Annotated in this window: 15 protein-coding genes and 1 riboswitch; of the genes, 12 read left to right on the plus strand and 3 right to left on the minus strand. The window is 39.0% G+C overall.

Features of this window, described 5'->3' with window-relative positions; all coding sequences use genetic code 11:
- Window positions 1-138 precede the first annotated feature (138 nt).
- The 7 genes from tsaA to A6J77_RS07690 all read left to right on the plus strand — a co-directional run bounded on the left by tsaA (window position 139) and on the right by A6J77_RS07690 (window position 7,565).
- A complete protein-coding gene (gene tsaA / locus A6J77_RS07660) occupies window positions 139-822 on the plus strand; it encodes a tRNA (N6-threonylcarbamoyladenosine(37)-N6)-methyltransferase TrmO (protein ID WP_083069647.1) in 684 nt (227 codons plus the stop codon).
- Between the two features lie 10 nt (window positions 823-832).
- Entirely contained in the window at window positions 833-1,726 is an 894-nt protein-coding gene (locus A6J77_RS07665; RefSeq protein WP_083069649.1) for a fumarylacetoacetate hydrolase family protein, read from the plus strand.
- A 145-nt stretch (window positions 1,727-1,871) separates the two neighbouring features.
- On the plus strand, window positions 1,872-2,414 hold the full coding sequence (locus A6J77_RS07670) for a LemA family protein (RefSeq protein ID WP_003141927.1): 543 nt from the start codon (window positions 1,872-1,874) through the stop codon (window positions 2,412-2,414).
- Window positions 2,408-4,225, plus strand: coding sequence for a DUF2207 family protein (locus A6J77_RS07675; protein ID WP_083069651.1), 1,818 nt, complete (start codon window positions 2,408-2,410; stop codon window positions 4,223-4,225). The genes A6J77_RS07670 and A6J77_RS07675 overlap by 7 nt, the downstream gene beginning before the upstream one ends.
- A 354-nt stretch (window positions 4,226-4,579) precedes the next feature.
- Window positions 4,580-5,641, plus strand: coding sequence for a GGDEF domain-containing protein (locus tag A6J77_RS07680; RefSeq protein WP_083069653.1), 1,062 nt, complete (start codon window positions 4,580-4,582; stop codon window positions 5,639-5,641).
- A 149-nt stretch (window positions 5,642-5,790) separates the two neighbouring features.
- On the plus strand, window positions 5,791-6,672 hold the full coding sequence (locus tag A6J77_RS07685; protein WP_083069655.1) for a DUF368 domain-containing protein: 882 nt from the start codon (window positions 5,791-5,793) through the stop codon (window positions 6,670-6,672).
- A gap of 119 nt (window positions 6,673-6,791) precedes the next feature.
- Entirely contained in the window at window positions 6,792-7,565 is a 774-nt protein-coding gene (locus A6J77_RS07690; RefSeq protein WP_083069657.1) for a CHAD domain-containing protein, read from the plus strand.
- A 249-nt stretch (window positions 7,566-7,814) separates the two neighbouring features.
- On the opposite strand, the gene A6J77_RS07695 is transcribed toward A6J77_RS07690, so the two are convergent.
- Both A6J77_RS07695 and A6J77_RS07700 read right to left on the minus strand, forming a co-directional pair.
- Window positions 7,815-8,573, minus strand: a complete 759-nt coding sequence (locus A6J77_RS07695) for an amino acid ABC transporter ATP-binding protein (protein WP_083069659.1) — start codon at window positions 8,571-8,573, stop codon at window positions 7,815-7,817.
- A 12-nt stretch (window positions 8,574-8,585) separates the two neighbouring features.
- The gene (locus tag A6J77_RS07700) at window positions 8,586-10,253 is read right to left on the minus strand and encodes an ABC transporter permease subunit (RefSeq protein WP_083069660.1); all 1,668 of its coding nucleotides are present in this window, start codon (window positions 10,251-10,253) and stop codon (window positions 8,586-8,588) included.
- Window positions 10,254-10,356: 103 nt separating this feature from the next.
- Window positions 10,357-10,520, minus strand: a riboswitch (Lysine riboswitch).
- Window positions 10,521-10,783: 263 nt separating this feature from the next.
- Here A6J77_RS07700 and A6J77_RS07705 point away from each other — a divergent pair.
- From A6J77_RS07705 to trxA, 4 genes are all read left to right on the plus strand, one after another.
- Complete coding sequence (locus A6J77_RS07705) at window positions 10,784-11,347, plus strand: cell division protein ZapA (protein WP_083069661.1); 564 nt, start codon at window positions 10,784-10,786, stop codon at window positions 11,345-11,347.
- A 39-nt stretch (window positions 11,348-11,386) separates the two neighbouring features.
- A complete protein-coding gene (locus tag A6J77_RS07710; protein WP_083069662.1) occupies window positions 11,387-11,944 on the plus strand; it encodes a CvpA family protein in 558 nt (185 codons plus the stop codon).
- Window positions 11,945-12,079: 135 nt separating this feature from the next.
- Window positions 12,080-14,464, plus strand: a complete 2,385-nt coding sequence (locus A6J77_RS07715; RefSeq protein ID WP_083069663.1) for an endonuclease MutS2 — start codon at window positions 12,080-12,082, stop codon at window positions 14,462-14,464.
- 81 nt (window positions 14,465-14,545) lie between these two features.
- Window positions 14,546-14,857 carry a thioredoxin gene (gene trxA, locus A6J77_RS07720; protein ID WP_083069664.1) on the plus strand — a complete coding sequence of 104 codons (312 nt, stop codon included), beginning with the start codon at window positions 14,546-14,548 and terminating at the stop codon, window positions 14,855-14,857.
- A gap of 212 nt (window positions 14,858-15,069) precedes the next feature.
- Here trxA and mgsA read toward each other — a convergent pair whose 3' ends face one another.
- Window positions 15,070-15,534: a methylglyoxal synthase gene (gene mgsA / locus A6J77_RS07725; protein WP_083069665.1), complete on the minus strand. Its 465-nt coding sequence runs from the start codon at window positions 15,532-15,534 to the stop codon at window positions 15,070-15,072.
- A 185-nt stretch (window positions 15,535-15,719) separates the two neighbouring features.
- Between mgsA and racE the strand changes: the two genes are divergently transcribed.
- A complete protein-coding gene (gene racE, locus A6J77_RS07730) occupies window positions 15,720-16,556 on the plus strand; it encodes a glutamate racemase (RefSeq protein WP_227645154.1) in 837 nt (278 codons plus the stop codon).
- Window positions 16,557-16,558 lie beyond the last annotated feature (2 nt).

Here is a 16,558-nt window from a genome sequence, read left to right on the forward strand (position 1 = left end):
ATCTCCTCTTGTCATGTTTATCTTTAATCTTAGTATAGTTTGCGAAGGAAACTTACACAAGTATACTGAGGAAAGTGCCATCTGTTATTGTAACTAATTAAAATAAAGCAGAAATAAGCAAGAGCATGGAGGATGTATATGGAAGTAGCACCTATTGGTTGGATAGAAACGGCTTTTGTTGAAAAATTCGGCATTCCGAGACAAAGTATGGTTGTGCCACAAGTAAAGGGCATGATTCAATTTTATCCGCCCTACAATCAAATTGAGTATTTTAAAGGGATTGAATCCTTTGACTACTTGTGGTTAGTTTGGTATTTTTCAGCACAAAAGGGTCGGGCCAATAAAGCAACTGTCAGACCGCCTCGTTTGGGTGGGAATGAACGGGTAGGTGTCTTTGCCTCTAGGTCGCCGTACCGACCAAATCCTATCGGCCTGTCTTCGGTGAAATTAGAAAAAGTCCATATAGATGGGGCTGGAAAAGTGTCTTTAGAAGTAGCTGGTGTTGATTTAATGCATAAAACACCCATTTTAGATATTAAACCCTATGTCAATACAGACATCCACGAAGAAGCTAGAGCTGGTTTTACAGATGAAGTAGCTTGGCGACCACTGACAGTCGAGATGCCTGAAGCGGTGACTGCGGGATTACCAGAATATTTATTTACCCAACTGCAAGCCGTTTTAGCTCAAGACCCGAGACCTAGAACCCAAGACAATCCTGATAAAATTTACGGCATGCGTTTTGGTGCTTATGATGTACATTTTACAGTCAAAAGTGGTATTTTAAGGGTAGTAAAAATCACTGAACAGGCAAAATCATAGGAGGTTGACTATGAAATTTATTCAATATTTCCAGGCAAATTCAAATGATATTCAAGTCGGTATCCTGAGTGACTTAGGGATTATCGACATCAGAGAAGCAAGTGAAACATTAGGTATTCAAGTCCCAAACCAGCTGAAGGCTATTATTGAAGGGGCCTACAAGGATCGTATTCAACAAATTCTAGACTACCATACCCACCACGCCCATGAAGTGAACTTTGTGGATGCGGACACCATTGTCTATGCGCCTGTTATCCATAATCCTGAGAAAATAATTTGTGTGGGCTTAAATTATCATGACCATGTGAGTGAATCGAAAATCTCTGATGATCCAGAAGAACCCGTTTTATTTTCAAAATTTAATAACGCCTTAGCTAGCCATAATCAGGTCATCCCATTGAATAAACATGGCGAGCAATTCGATTATGAAGGGGAATTAGTGGTCGTAATTGGCAATACAGCTAAAAACATTTCTCATTCCGAGGCCCTAGATGCCGTATTTGGCTATTCTATAGCCAATGATGTATCCGTTCGTGACTTACAGTTTAAATCAGGTCAATGGTTACTTGGTAAAACAAACGATTTCTCTGCACCCGTTGGTCCCTATTTAACAACAAAAGATGAAGTGGACATCAACAATTTAGTCATTAAGACATACCGTAATGGTGCAGAAGTTCAATCAGCTAGTACCAAGCAAATGATTTTCAAGGTAGCTGAGATTGTGTCTTATATCTCTGAATACATGACCTTACAGGCAGGGGATATCATTCTAACAGGTACACCTTCAGGGGTAGTATTAGGTTATCCAGAAGATCAACAAGACTGGCTTAAAACAGGCGATGAAATTTCGATTGAAATTGAAGGATTAGGTCGTTTAACCAATAGCTTTGAAATAGAAGGATAAGAGAAATATATAGAAATTTGAGAGATGTAAGTATGTCAATATAGTACTTTACCTCTCTTTTTTATACAATGCCCGATGGTATCGCTTTATTGACGATGACATTTAAAGTATAATTAGAATATAAAAAGAGAAGGAGTTGGATATTATGGTATGGATTATTGTCATTGCTATAATCGTTATATTAGTTGTGTGGGGGATTGGAGCCTACAATAACTTCGTACGTTCCAAAGAAATGGTATCAAATGCCATGGCGCAAATTGCAGCACAAGTAGAATCTCGTTGGGATGCCTTAACCAATTTGATTTCAGCAACCAAACAATATCAAACACATGAACACGATACCTTAACCAAAATCGTTGAATCACGTTCGAATGTATCACGCAACTCCTCTGTTAGTGATGTGGAAAAAGATGATGCAGCTTTCAACCGTGCATTGCGTTCAATTGATGTAGTAGTGGAACAATATCCGAATTTAAAAGCTTCGGACGTTTACCAATCAACAATGAATTCTGTAAATACTTATGAAAACAATGTACGTCAGTCACGTATGGTCTTTAATGACACTGTTACTAAATACAATCGTTTAATTAAAACTTTCCCGAATTCTGTTATTGCTGGATTTACAGGATTTACACCAGAAGAATACTTTGAAAATTCAGCAGAAAAAGCGGAGATGCCACAATGGTAAAAACACATCAAAAAGCTATTGAGATAATCATAGCCTTTGGTGCGTTGGTTTTATTTTGGGTAGCACCCCAATCAGTATTGGCGAATGAGATTAATTCGATCGATGTAGATGTAACTTTACAATCTGATGGATCAGCCTTAATCCATGAAACTTGGGACATGAATACTGATGAGGGAACTGAGATTTATAAGGGTTTGAATCTTAAAGATGTTCAGAATATCTCTAATTTTACAGTTTCAATGGATGGACAGCCTATGGAAGAACAGTCATCATGGGATATTGATGATAGTTTTGACCAAAAAGCAGGTACCTATGGGCAAAACACGAATGAACTGAATTGGGGGATTACTGAATACGGCCAACATACATACGAGTTGTCATATGAGATCTCAAATTTTGTTACACAAACATCAACGGATCAAATGGTCTATTGGCAGTTTATTAACTCCGACTTGTCACCATCTCCCAAAGCTGTGTCTGTGGAAATTTCCTCAGATGTACAAACGATGAATTATGATGATAACCGTATTTGGGGATTTGGTTTCAACGGTAATATTGATATCACAAGCGATGGTGTCGTTCAGACGGCATCTACAGAGCCATTAGGTTCCAACAACTATGTAACGATTCTTTTGCGTATTCCAGATGGCACCTATCCAACTGACTTCGTGATTGAAGATAGAAGCTTTGATTCATTTGTAGAGCAAGCATTTGAAGGGTCATCGTATAACTATGAAGACTATAATCCTGATGCCACTTATGAAGATATTCAAGAAATGGATGGGGCAAGTGAAGCCGATACTTCAACCTCAACATCTACTAAGGTCATCCTTGGTTTAGCAGCAGCTGCTGGTATTGGTGGACTGGGTGCGGGTATTTGGGGGATCTCTCAATATGCTTCTAACCAACGGAAATACCGAGAGTATTATCCAACCATGAAAACTATGGAAAAACGTACGCAAGGAGAATATTACCGTGAAGCGCCAGCTGAAGATGTATTCCAACTTTATGTGATTTTATCCCAATTAATCGATAACAAGAGTGAATTGCGGCAAAACTATATGACGGCAGGAATTTTATACCTGGTGAAAAATGGTTTTATCACTGTGCGTGAAGAAGAAATTGATGGCTTCCTAAGATCGAAAGATCAAGCCGTTATCTATATTCAATCAGACAAAGCACCAACAGGACCATCCGCAAGATTGTTTAAATTAATGCAACGCGTTGCTCAAAAAGACGGCCGTGTTGAACAAAAAGTCTTCTCTAAATATATCGAAAAGAATTACAAGAAAATTGAGGCCTATGAAGCAGCCTTAAAATCTTATTCATCAGATTATTTGGAAGAAAATGGCTACACTTTTGTCGGTTTAACAGCAAAATCTCGTCGCGAGAAAACTGATTTAGATATTGCCCATGAAGTGGCAGGCGTCGCTTATACGGATAAAGGCTTTGAGTTACGCGATAATATCGTGAAATTCAAAAACTATCTGTTAGACTTCTCATTATTAAATGAGCGTCAAACCAATGAGGTTTCCCTATGGGATGAATTAATGATTTATGCGGGTGCCTTTGGTATTGCTGATGAAGTGGAAGAAGAATTTCGCAAGATTTATCCTGAATATGCTGAAATCTCAACATACTCAGATGCACCATTCTTCTACTATGCATACTATGGTTCAATGCTTAACAGATCTTATTCAGACGGTCATAGCGCTGCAACAGCTTCTTCATCATCTGGTGGAGGGGGCGGTACCAGCTTTGGTGGTGGTGGTGGTTCCTTTGGTGGTGGTGGAGGGGGCGGTGTCCGCTAGTCTGGCACAATATAAATGCAAACAATAATTGTATTAGCCAACTAGACTCGTTTTAGTTGGCTTTTTATTTGCGAATGATTTCAAACATTCATACCAGAATTTTCAACAATATAACTTATTATTATTAATTATGTGTAAAGTTTTAGCCAAATTAAAAAATGAAATTCTAATAATTAAGTAATAGATAAATTTCCAAGATTTTTCTCTTGAAAGTTAATTTAGTTATTTCTGGCTGATCAATCGTGGTATATTGATTATAATGAGTTTTTATGTCAAGACAGGGCTTTTTAAAAATTTCAAGGAAATATTTTTAATTAGGCATATTATATAGATTATGGAATACAGGAGGATAGCATGATTGTAAATGTCTTAGCAAATATGGCAATTGTTTTTATGGATATTTATTTAGTTTGGCGCTGGCGATATGGTATTGAGGAAAGACGAAATCCCATCAACAACCGTAAACTCTTTATTAGTTTACAAACGGCAGCGGGTTTTTGCTTGATGATGTCATCCTTTCTCGTTGAAGGTGTTCGTTTTGACTTTAGGTCGGTACTATTCGCCTATACCATGGTGTATTTGGATAAGGAAATTGCCAATCCGACAATTGTGCTGGTTGCGATTGGTCGTTTTTTCTTTGGTGACTTAACCTTGTCCAGTTTAAACCTCTTGATGTTCTTAGTCTATATTTTGCTGAGTTTAAGTGTCTTTGACCGTATTAAAGCCAAGTATTCAGAGTTCTTCCAACTATGGTTGTTAGCGATGATGGCTATTTTCATTACTACGCCAATATCCATCATTCGATTAGAAGATCCCGCCCAAGTATTTTCATCTTTACTATTGCTAGCTGTTTTGTCATCGGCATTCATATACGTTTCTTACCAGTTCACCAACGATCTAGACAAACTCTACCAAACCTCAGTGCATGACAGTTTAACGACCCTCTATAACGCCCGGAAGTTAGATGAAGACCTTGGGAAAATTTCAGAAAATAATCATTCCTATTCCCTATTAATTCTTGATATTGATAATTTCAAAAAGTTAAATGACACCTATGGTCATCTTGTGGGCGATAAGGCACTGGAAGAAATAGGGATTGTTTTGAATAGCTTAAAGTCTGAGTTATTCGATTATTACCGGTACGGTGGAGAAGAATTCGTGGCTTTAGTATTTGACGAGACGGGACAAAAGACGCTGGATTTAGCTGAATCTATCCATGAAAGGGTTGCTGAATTGCCACTATTTAGTGAAGAAGGCGACCCCTTGAAGATTACGGTGTCAATTGGTGTGGCCCATAGAAAACCGCATGAAGACATGAAAATTACCTTATTGCGGGCTGACCAAGCCTTATATCAAGCGAAACACCGAGGGAAGAACCAGACGGTGAGCGCTATAGGTGAGTTGAGTGTTGATTAATTGATTATTTTCAACTAGAACTTTCATATTTTTAGCTTTCAACGATGATTCTCAGCCCAAAGATTGATACAATAAGTATTAGATAAGAGTCTACTGGACTGGTCTTATTGAACTGTCTAGTAAAAAATGGAATTGAAAGAGGAGAATAAATGAATAATAAAAAAGATGCCGTCTTTTCGGCAGATTGGTTTATCCGTGTTCTGAAGGGTGCAGCTGTTGGGATAGGAGGCATTCTACCAGGTCTTTCAGGTGGTGTCCTAGCTGTGATTTTCGGTTTGTACGATCAAATAATTAACTTTTTAGCTAACATTACGGAAAACTTCTGGAAAAATGTGCGTTACTTTATTCCAGTTGGGATTGGTTTCTTAATAGGAATATTGGTATTTTCAATTTTCGTTGAAAAAGCTTTTGGACTTTACGCAGCTATTTTTATTACCTTATTTATCGGTTTCGTAGTGGGTACATTACCATCACTATTTAAGTCTGCTGGAAAAGAAGGGCGCAGTACATCTGACTTAACCTTGCTTGCAGTGACTGCAGTCATCATTTTCCTAATCATGTTCTTTGGTGGGCAAGGGATTTCACAAGTACAACCTTCATTTATCGCTTGGGTACTATCAGGTGCTTTGATTGGTTTAGGGGTTATTGTACCAGGGATGAGCCCATCAAACTTCTTAATTTATTTTGGTTTATATGACAAAATGGCCGCTGGTATCGCAGCCCTTGATTTTTCAGTCATTATTCCATTAGGTTTAGGTGGTTTACTGTGTGTCATTGGTTTAGCTAAGGCTGCTGAATGGGCCTTTAAACATTATTACTCTAAAATGTACCACTTTATTTTAGGGACTGTAATCGGTTCATCGATCGCTTTATTCCCAACACAAGTATTCCCAGGTTTCTCAGCTGAAGGTTTAGCAAATTCTGGTTTATCATTCATGAGCACATTGATTTGGTGTGTGATTGCCTTTGTATTAGGGACAATCTTCTCATTATGGTTCTCTAAAATTGAAGAAAAATATTCAAATGACTAAATCGTCTAAAAACAGGTACTTCCTTTTGTGGGGAGTGCCTGTTTCGTTTTACGGATAATAATTTATTTTGTATAATGAAATTATAAGAAAACGAATTTCTAGGGAAGGGAGTGATTTGAATGAATAAACGGCATGAAGTATTTGAACAGCAGATAAATAAGGTGTCGGACTTATATCTAGATTATCAGAACAACCCATTTTCCAATAAACTAGTCCATGATTTGCGTGTTTCAATTCGAGAATTACGTGGTCTACTTAACTTTATAAAAAAACGTATGGACGAAGATCTTTATAATAAGTTGAACCAGCAATTGGGAGCAGCAGCGCGTGTATTCGGGACCCTTCGTGAATTGGATGTGCTCTATGAATATTGCGAAGATTATGCAGTAGATCATCCTGAAACTAGCGAGGCTTATTATCAAATGTTTAACACCTTCGTAAAAGACCGTCGGATAGAAATGAACCGGACTTTTAATAAGAGCAATAGCGCCACCATTCAGCAAGCTATTGAGGATGCGAAAGAAATCCTTGAACTCGACCTATTTGAAAATAAGAAAGACTGGAAAAAGTATACACTTAAGCGACTGAAGAAGAAGGATAAAAAATTGAGATATGACTTTAAGACAGTAGATATTTCTGACTATGAAGCAGTCCACGAAATTAGAAAGAGTGCCAAGAAGGTGCGGTATGCAGCCACTTACTTCAACGAGACGGTTTCTAAAGACTTAAACCAATACAGAAAAGACGCCAAGGCCATTCAATCTGAATTCGGTGAAATTACAGATGCGCATGTCAATTATGATTTACTGACAAAATATGCAGATAAAGTAAAAGATGAAAATGTGCGTGATTTATTGATTCAAATTCGTGATGATATCGAATTCGGGGAATAGATTTAAGCATAGGATAATACACAAAAAGCAGTTGAATTTTCCAACTGCTTTTTGTGATTTTTTGCTATTTGAAAGTAGGTAGCGCCTTGCACCCTCATTCAAAATCGGGTTCGAGCGACTCACACCATACATAGTCGAGTTTAAAATGTCAGACTTTGCTGACATTTCACAAAATCCCCCATTATCTTTTAGATATTGTTTAGTTTTTGTTCTAGTCCGACTATCTAAGCGACATTTTTACCATCCAGTTTAAAATCTTTCGTTTGCGTATCTTGTCAAGAAGGCTTTTGTTCTTTCTTGTTTCGGTGTATCGATCACTTCTTTGGCTGGTCCTTGTTCGACGATGACACCTTTGTCCATGAAGACGATATTAGTTGATACGTCACGGGCGAAGGCCATTTCGTGGGTTACAACGATCATAGTTAGACCTTCTGTTGCTAATTGAGTCATTGTTTCTAATACTTCCCCAACCATTTCTGGGTCAAGGGCAGATGTAGGCTCATCGAATAATAAGACTTCTGGATCCATTGAAAGGGCACGGGCGATAGCGACACGCTGTTGTTGTCCTCCAGATAGTTGGTCAGGGCGGGCGTCACGGTAAGGAGCCATACCAACTTTTTCAAGGTTCTTAAGAGCAACTGCTTCTGCTTCTGCTTGGCTACGACCTAATATTTTGCGTTGGCCAACTGTACAGTTTTCAAGGGCTGTAAAGTTTTTAAATAGGTTGAATGATTGGAATACCATACCAACTTGGGTACGGTATTTATTAATGTTCATTTTCTTCCCGTTTAAAATTGATTGACCGTGGTATAAAATGTCCCCACCAGTTGGTTCTTCAAGTAGGTTTAAGCAACGTAATAGGGTAGATTTACCTGATCCAGATGAACCAATAATAGAGGTTACTTGCCCTGGGCGTACTTGGAAGTCGATATCACGTAGGACCAAGTTTTCCCCAAAACGTTTTTCTAAATGTTGTACATTTAAGATTAATTGATCTTGGTTTTGCATGTCATTTTCCTCCTATTGTTCTCTTTGACCGTTGATTACTGTGTTCGTGCTAGATTCATAGATATGGTAAGTCTTTTTGCCTGCCATACGATTTTCGATGAAATTCAAGACACGGGTTGTTGTAAAAGTTAAGACGAAGTAGATAATCGCTGTAATTAGGAATGTTTGGAAGGTTAGGTAAGTTGAACCTGCAGCTGATTTGGTTACAAAGAATAACTCAGTTACTGCGATAACATTCAATACAGACGTATCTTTAATATTGATCACGAATTCGTTACCTAAAGCTGGTAAGATTGACCGAATAGCTTGTGGCAAAACGATTGTCGTCATTGTTTGGTAGTGGTTCATGCCAATGGCACGAGCGGCCTCAGTTTGGCCTTTATCCACTGAAGTTATCCCACCACGGATCACTTCGGCAAGGTAAGCACCAGTATTAATCGACACAATTAGTAAGGCTGCAAACAAAGTAGACATTTGGAAATCAAAGAATAGTCTTGAACCATAGAAAATCATCATAGCTTGTACCATCATTGGGGTACCTCGGAAGATTTCAATGTAGGCAGCAATCACAAAGTCGAATAATTTATAGAAGAAGTAGGCAACCGGTTTTTGATCGCGACGAACGATTAATGAACGGTAGATAGCAATCAATAAACCAATGACAAATCCCATAATTGTCGAGCTTAACGCGATAAACATAGTGTTACCAGCACCAACTAGAAATTGGGAACCGTAAGTATTCCAGATGCCCGCAACTTCAGACCAGAAACCAGCACTTTCACCGCGCTCGTTTAAATTCACCATATCTTCCATTAATTTGTCACGGTCAGCGGTTGGAATAGTTGCTAAGGCTTGGTTCATAATGTCTGTTAATGGAGAATCTTTTCTGGTTGCAACAGCAATATCTGAAGTGACTTCACCTAAGTCAAAGCCTTGACCCTCAGCAAATTCCACGTACGTTAGGTCAGGGTTGGCAGCTACAGCAGCCATTGCACCTGGTTTTTCAGATACATAGGCGTCAACCGAACCAGCAGTTAAAGCAGTGATCATCGTTGGGAATGAATCTAGGGCAGTGGCTTGGGTTACGTCAGGGATTTGCGGAATTAAATCGTAATGGAATGTGTTTAATTGACCAGTAACTGTTGTGCCATCGAAATCTTCTAGCGATGTAGCATCTGCGTAATCACCGTCAGCCATTGTCACAAGAACGATATCTGAAGAATAGTAAGAATCTGAAAAGTCCATTTGTTGCAGACGTTCTGGTGTTGGTGACATACCGGCAATAATCACGTCAATCATGCCAGATTCAAGTGCCGGTGGTAGACCGTCCCACTCTAACTTAACAATTTCGAGTTCTAAGCTTAGTGAATCAGCTAGACGTTTAGCAATTTGTACGTCATAACCATTTGCATATTCACCGTCAGAGTTTGAAATAGGGACTGCACCATCCGCGTCAGATGTTTGCGACCAGTTGAAGGGCGCATAGTTGGCTTCCATCCCAACTCGTAATACGCCTTCTGTGTCTAGACCTTCAGCTAATACTTCTTGGTCCACCTCGATTTTTGTGCCGAACTCACTCGCTTCAACAAAAGATGATGTTGGGCCAACGATGGCAAATACGATGGTCAAAATAGCAATCAAAGCTTTTTGCCAAGTGTTACTTACTTGATGATTTTTCATAATAATACCTCCCGAAAATAATAAAAAGCCTCTACAGCAATAAATTGCAATAGAGGCTTCCCTTTGTGCGCGATAAGACTATGACTAGCCTTCCAGTCGTCACTCGTAGGATAGCGCATCACTTGGTTAAGTGACAGTCATAAACATTTTTTGTTTATGCCCAATACTTTAACTTGGGGTTAAAATATTTCGGCGAATATTCCTTTCCATACTTTCAACGCTCCCGCTCGGGTATGTACTGATAAGCTCCGCACCTCTATCTCAATATATCGTATTTCATCATACACGAAGAACAAGGGCTTGTCATGAAAATCTGATTAAATCTTTCATGACGGCCTAAAATCATTGCATTTTTTCTAACTTTTTTGGTCATTGGGAGCAGATAATGTCTAAGTCTAGCCATTATCTGGGATAAATGGTAAAATATCTAAGATTATGAAAGCTAGGTGGAACAAAAGTCGTTAAGACTCGACCTTTCTATTGCATCTACAAACATTTAACGCACAGTATAAAAAGTTGGAGTGACAAATATGTCGAATGAAGAAAAAAACAGAGTAATAGCGAAATTGGGCTATCACAAATTCACCATCAAGAGTCATAAAACAAGTGAACATATTCAACAAGTGAGCCGTGATATCAACCAGCTACTTGCTGATATCAGTAAAAAGAATCCCAATATGTCAATGGAAGAGATGGCTTTATTAGTAGCTTTAAACATTCAATCTGACAATGTGGATTTACAAGCACAAATGGCTGTAAAATCTAGAGAGAATGCCGATTTAATGGTCCGTGTGAAATCAATGGAGCAAACCATGGGTACATTGGTAAAAGAGATTGCTGAAATAGAAAAAGAAAAAATGAGTAAAGCACAAGAAAAAACACAATCGCAAACACCGTCAAAAGGAAAGACAAACCAGGGTCAAGCTAAGGCGCCAGTTAAAAGACCAGCGCAAACAAACGCAAGTGGAAAACAAACGCCAACACAGGCTGACTTAGAAAAAGAAATTCCTGAAATTAGCCAACCTAGTTTGAAATCTAGTGTGAACACAGCCTCAAAACAATTGGGTCGTTTGCGTCAAACACCTAGATCATAGGCTATTGATAGAAAATATTGGTACCAACGGGAGGAAAGCATGACAAGTTTTTTGATTTTATTATTTTTTATTCTTAGCATAGGCGTTGGTGTCTATCGAGGGGCAATACTACAAGGGATTCATTCTATAGGTCTATTGGTCGCGTATTTGTTTGCCGTTTTGTTCTATCAAAATCTAGTTGACCTTGTATCCTTGTGGGTTCCTTATGTAGGTTTTGATATTGAAAATACCTTTGTCTATTATCCAGTAGCTTTATTACAAAATATGGATATCATTTACTTTAGATTAGTTGCCTTGTTAGCTATTATCTTGCTTGTCTGGATTGTTACTAAATTTATTGCTTTTGGCTTAAGAGACTTAAAATTTAAAGAAATGGATATTCAATGGAACGGCATTTTGGGTGGCCTATTCGGGTTTTTCTCAGCTTGGTTTTGGTCATTCTTTATTTTAATGTTTATGTCCGTTTTAACCTTTGAAGGGGTACAGACAGTCTTAGCCAATTCTTCAGTCGCCAACTTTATTATCTTGAATACCCCAATCTTATCTGGCCAAGTATTCAACATCCTACTACAAGGACTAGGCAACTTACCATTTTAACAACATGCAAATATATGCCTTTGCGTACTGTGCGACCATGGCAATAGATATGGCTGTGATAATGGATCACGGCCTATTTCCTACTTAAGACGACTTTTTTGTTCGTTCCTGATAACAATCGAAGGAGGACACATTTTGAATCCTAAAATATTTCAAACCTTAGAATTTGAGAAAATACAACAACAAGTAGCAAATGAAACCAGAACTGAAATCGGGAAAATCCAAGCTTTAAATTTAAAACCAAGTGCAGAAGTGGAAGAAATCGAGCAAGCCTTACAAAGTGTTGACGATGTAAAACGCTTGTTTGAATTAGACAAACGGATCCCTGTCAGCCAACTAATCAACGTAAAACCATTCTTAAAACGATTGGATATTGGTGCTGACTTAAATGGGAAAGAATTAGCTGCAGTAGGCCGGGTCTTACGGGCATCCGGCGAAGTTTCTACTTTCTTTAGAAAACTAAAAGAAGCGCAAGTTGAATTAATGCAATTATATGCAATTGCGGATGACTTTATTGACATGCGGGATCTGATGCGTAAAATGCAAAATGCAATCGCAGATGATGGATCAGTCTATGACAATGCCTCGTCAACTTTACATGGCTTAAGACAAGGAATCAAACGTGAAGAAGCGAGTATCCGTGTCAAACTAGACCAAATAATCCGGTCTAATAAGGCCTCTTATTTAAGTGAGGCCATTATTACTATCCGTAACAACCGCTTTGTTATTCCAGTTAAACAAGAATACCGTAACGCCTTTGGTGGGGTAGTTCATGACCAATCATCATCAGGACAAACACTCTATATTGAACCGCAAACAGTTTTAGATGCGAATAACCACTTACGGTCCCTCCAAGTCCAAGAAGACGAAGAAATTAGACGTATTTTCCAAGAGCTATCTGCAGAATTGGCTCCTTACACTAGTGAAATTGCTGAAAACAATCAACGTCTTGGGGATTTGGACCTAATTCAAGCTAAATTCTTCTTTGCCCGTGAAATTGGGGCCAACCGACCGATTTTAGCAAATGAATCTGAACGTATTGACTTAAAAGAGGCTAGACATCCCTTATTAGACCGCAAATCAGTAGTCGCAAATGATATTCATTTTAGCCATGAATACAATATGATCATCATTACCGGGCCAAATACTGGTGGTAAAACCATTACCTTGAAAACGGTGGGGCTACTGCAATTAATGGCTCAATCAGGCTTGTATATTACAGCCAAGGCAGATTCGCGGGTAGAAATCTTTAATGAGATTTTTGCGGATATTGGTGACGAACAGTCTATTGAACAAAGTTTATCAACGTTCTCGGGACATATGACCAATATTATCCGTATTGTTGAGGCTGCAGACGACCATTCACTTGTCTTAATCGATGAGTTGGGATCTGGTACCGACCCTCAAGAAGGGGCAGCCATTGCCATCGCGGTACTTAACCGTTTTGCATTCCTAAACGCCCGCGTAGTGGCCACCACTCATTATCCGGAGCTGAAAACGTACGCTTACGACCATCCTGGTGCCATTAATGCCTCGATGGAATTTAACGAAATCACCTTGGAGCCAACCTATCAATTGCTGATTGGGGTACCGGGTCGCTCTAACGCCTTTGATATCTCCCAACGACTAGGTTTACCAGTTGAAATGGTGGATGAAGCACGTTCTTATATCCAGGAAGATAGCCAAAATCTGAACGAAATGTTGCTTGATTTAGAAGCCCAACGTCACGAATACGAAGACTTATCAGCCGAAGCCGCCAAAGACTTAGCCGATGCTGAAAATCTTTTAAATGATTTGAAAAAGGCACAAGCCAGACTTGAAGCTGACAAACAAACCTATATGAACCGGGCCCGTAAAGAAGCCAATCGATTGGTAGAAGACACTAAGGCAAAAGCTGATGCTATTCTGGCGGAGATTCGGGAATGGCAAATCAACCATCCAACCATTGGTAATATCAAAGAACACGAGATGATTGACCGTCAAAGTGCCTTATCTAACTTAACGCAAGAAGAAGAACAGCTGAATAAAAACAAAGTCCTTCAAAAAGCCAAGAAAAATAAAGAGCGAAAAGCTAGCTTTGAAGCGGGTGAAGAAGTGAATGTTCTAACCTACGGGCAACGTGGTACCTTGGTTGAGAAACGCGACAAGGACTGGGTTGTTCAGATGGGTATGCTGAAGATGGAAGTGGCTGAAAAAGACTTATCACTTGTTGATGAGAAACCGAAAAAAGAAAAAAATCATCGGGCTGGCCTTAAGGCAAGTAAAGCTAAATCAGTCAATACCAGCCTAGATTTACGTGGTGAACGGTATGAGGAAGCCATGATCCGACTAAGCAACTTTATCGATTCAGCCTTATTAGCTGGACATGGTCAGGTAACCATAATTCATGGTCACGGGACGGGTGCATTAAGACAGGGTGTTCAAAAGGCCTTGAAGAACCATCCACGGGTTGAATCCTTTGAATTTGCTCCTTATAATATGGGTGGTAACGGGGCGACAATCGCTAAATTTAAGGGCTAAATTGCTAACAAGCAGATAAATGTTCAAATTGGTCAGACAATGCTATAATGTTGAAGAATAAAACTGAGAGGGGTAATATAAATGGTTAAAGCTATTACAGATGCAGAATTTAAAAATGAAACTGAAGAAGGCGTTGTATTAATCGACTTCTGGGCAACTTGGTGTGGTCCTTGTCGCATGCAATCACCAATCGTTGAGACTTTAGATGATGAAATGGGTGACCAAGTTAAATTCACTAAAATGGATGTAGATGACAATCCAGAAACAGCACGTGAATTTGGTATCATGTCAATCCCAACATTAATGATCAAAAAAGATGGTCAAGTTGTGGAGCAATTAATTGGTTACACACCAAAAGACAAATTAGAACAAGTATTAAACAAATACTTATAATCTAACCATAAAGAAAGCGGCCGGGAAAATTCCCGACCGTTTTTTTATTCGCTTAAATTACAAGTTATTGGGCAACTATAGGGTTTCAACTGAGAATTCACCGTTTCTAGCATAGACCTTATATTTCGGATAAAGAGTTGACTGAACGGTTGGCGCAACAAAAAAGGTAGTGAGACCAATTAGCTTGAACGTATCACTACCTTTTTTCAAATTTACTCGACCAATTTACGGCCTTCGTTGCCTCTTTCGATGTTTTCTAAGATGTCTTGGTTCAAGAAACCATCTTCGTATTGTTTACGCCAGTCCATAAAGCCTTCGTCTAACCCGCGAATAAGGACTTCTGCGGTACCGATATTGGTTGCTAGTGGTATGTTATACACGTCACATAAACGGATTAGGGCAGTCACATCTGGTTCGTGGGGCATAGCTGCTAATGGGTCCCGCATAAAGATGACTAAGTCCATTCCGTTTTGTGAGATAGCTGCACCGACTTGTTGGTCACCACCAAGTGGGCCTGATTTAAAGCGGTGAACGTCTAAACCAGTGGCTTCGATTATACGTAAACCGGTTGTTCCTGTAGCAAATAATTCATGTTTTTCAAGTATGAATTTGTAGGCAGTTGCAAAGAATACCATCAAATCTTTTTTTGAATCATGGGCAATAAGTGCAATTTTCATATAGCATATCCTCCAGTTCGTATCGGCAATTTGATTTTCAAACGAGACATTCACCTTTTTCCTTAAATTACGTTTAATAATTGCGAATTGGTGAAGTGGATCGTCTTCTTCTGTTATAATTGTATCATAGATTATAAATTGTTCATTGCGACTTTTGAATGATTTGCTTGACGGAGGAGGTTAACATGAACAGACCTATCGGATTCTTAGATTCTGGTGTAGGTGGCTTGACAGTAGTGAAAGAAGCTATGCGACAATTGCCCAATGAATCGATTATCTATATCGGTGACAATGCCCGTTGTCCTTATGGACCAAGAAGTGTAGAAGAAATAACAACTTTTACTAATCAAATGGTCGATTTTCTTTTAACCAAAGATATTAAATTATTGGTCATTGCCTGTAATACAGCGACTGCGGTTGCCTTAGATGAAATTAAACAGCGGGTGTCTATTCCAGTTATCGGGGTGATTCAACCAGGTGCAAGAGCAGCCAATAAATACACAAAAAATGGCAAAATTGGTGTTTTAGGTACAGAAGGGACCATTAGAAGTGGCATGTATCTTGAAAACTTACTACAAAAAAATAAAGACTTGAACACGACTTCATTAGCTTGTCCAGCCTTTGTACCACTAGTAGAAAGCCAACAATATGCCACACCTTTAGCCAAAAAGGTGATTGCGGAAACTTTAGCACCCATTAAAAATAAGGGGTTGGACACAGTTATTTTAGGTTGTACCCACTATCCTTTACTAAGAGATACCATTCAAAAAACATTGGGGCATACGGTCAAACTCATTGATTCTGGCCAAGAAACCATCTCAGACGTATCCATCCTTTTGGATTATAACGACATTGCCAAACTGTCGGATGATCCATCACCAAGAGTGACTGAATTTTACACCACCGGATCACCAGAACTATTTAAGGAGATTGCGGACGACTGGTTGGATGAACCAATTGAAGTAGACCGTGTCACTATTGATACACTTGAAGCAATTCAAAAACAGATGAAAGAAGGCTAACA

The sequence above is a fragment of the Aerococcus viridans genome (assembly GCF_002083135.2).
In the GTDB taxonomy this organism is placed as follows: Bacteria; Bacillota; Bacilli; order Lactobacillales; family Aerococcaceae; genus Aerococcus; species Aerococcus viridans_C.

What these genes read in the sequence shown, in the direction of transcription:
- A6J77_RS07670 (WP_003141927.1), top strand. Translation starts at nt 1,872, where the DNA reads ATGGTATGGATTATTGTCATTGCTATAATCGTTATATTAGTTGTGTGG.
- A6J77_RS07685 (WP_083069655.1), top strand. Translation starts at nt 5,791, where the DNA reads ATGAATAATAAAAAAGATGCCGTCTTTTCGGCAGATTGGTTTATCCGT.
- A6J77_RS07665 (WP_083069649.1), top strand. Translation starts at nt 833, where the DNA reads ATGAAATTTATTCAATATTTCCAGGCAAATTCAAATGATATTCAAGTC.
- A6J77_RS07700 (WP_083069660.1), bottom strand. Translation starts at nt 10,253, where the DNA reads ATGAAAAATCATCAAGTAAGTAACACTTGGCAAAAAGCTTTGATTGCT.
- trxA (WP_083069664.1), top strand. Translation starts at nt 14,546, where the DNA reads ATGGTTAAAGCTATTACAGATGCAGAATTTAAAAATGAAACTGAAGAA.
- mgsA (WP_083069665.1), bottom strand. Translation starts at nt 15,534, where the DNA reads ATGAAAATTGCACTTATTGCCCATGATTCAAAAAAAGATTTGATGGTA.
- A6J77_RS07675 (WP_083069651.1), top strand. Translation starts at nt 2,408, where the DNA reads ATGGTAAAAACACATCAAAAAGCTATTGAGATAATCATAGCCTTTGGT.
- A6J77_RS07695 (WP_083069659.1), bottom strand. Translation starts at nt 8,573, where the DNA reads ATGCAAAACCAAGATCAATTAATCTTAAATGTACAACATTTAGAAAAA.
- A6J77_RS07690 (WP_083069657.1), top strand. Translation starts at nt 6,792, where the DNA reads ATGAATAAACGGCATGAAGTATTTGAACAGCAGATAAATAAGGTGTCG.
- tsaA (WP_083069647.1), top strand. Translation starts at nt 139, where the DNA reads ATGGAAGTAGCACCTATTGGTTGGATAGAAACGGCTTTTGTTGAAAAA.
- A6J77_RS07705 (WP_083069661.1), top strand. Translation starts at nt 10,784, where the DNA reads ATGTCGAATGAAGAAAAAAACAGAGTAATAGCGAAATTGGGCTATCAC.
- racE (WP_227645154.1), top strand. Translation starts at nt 15,720, where the DNA reads ATGAACAGACCTATCGGATTCTTAGATTCTGGTGTAGGTGGCTTGACA.
- A6J77_RS07680 (WP_083069653.1), top strand. Translation starts at nt 4,580, where the DNA reads ATGATTGTAAATGTCTTAGCAAATATGGCAATTGTTTTTATGGATATT.
- A6J77_RS07710 (WP_083069662.1), top strand. Translation starts at nt 11,387, where the DNA reads ATGACAAGTTTTTTGATTTTATTATTTTTTATTCTTAGCATAGGCGTT.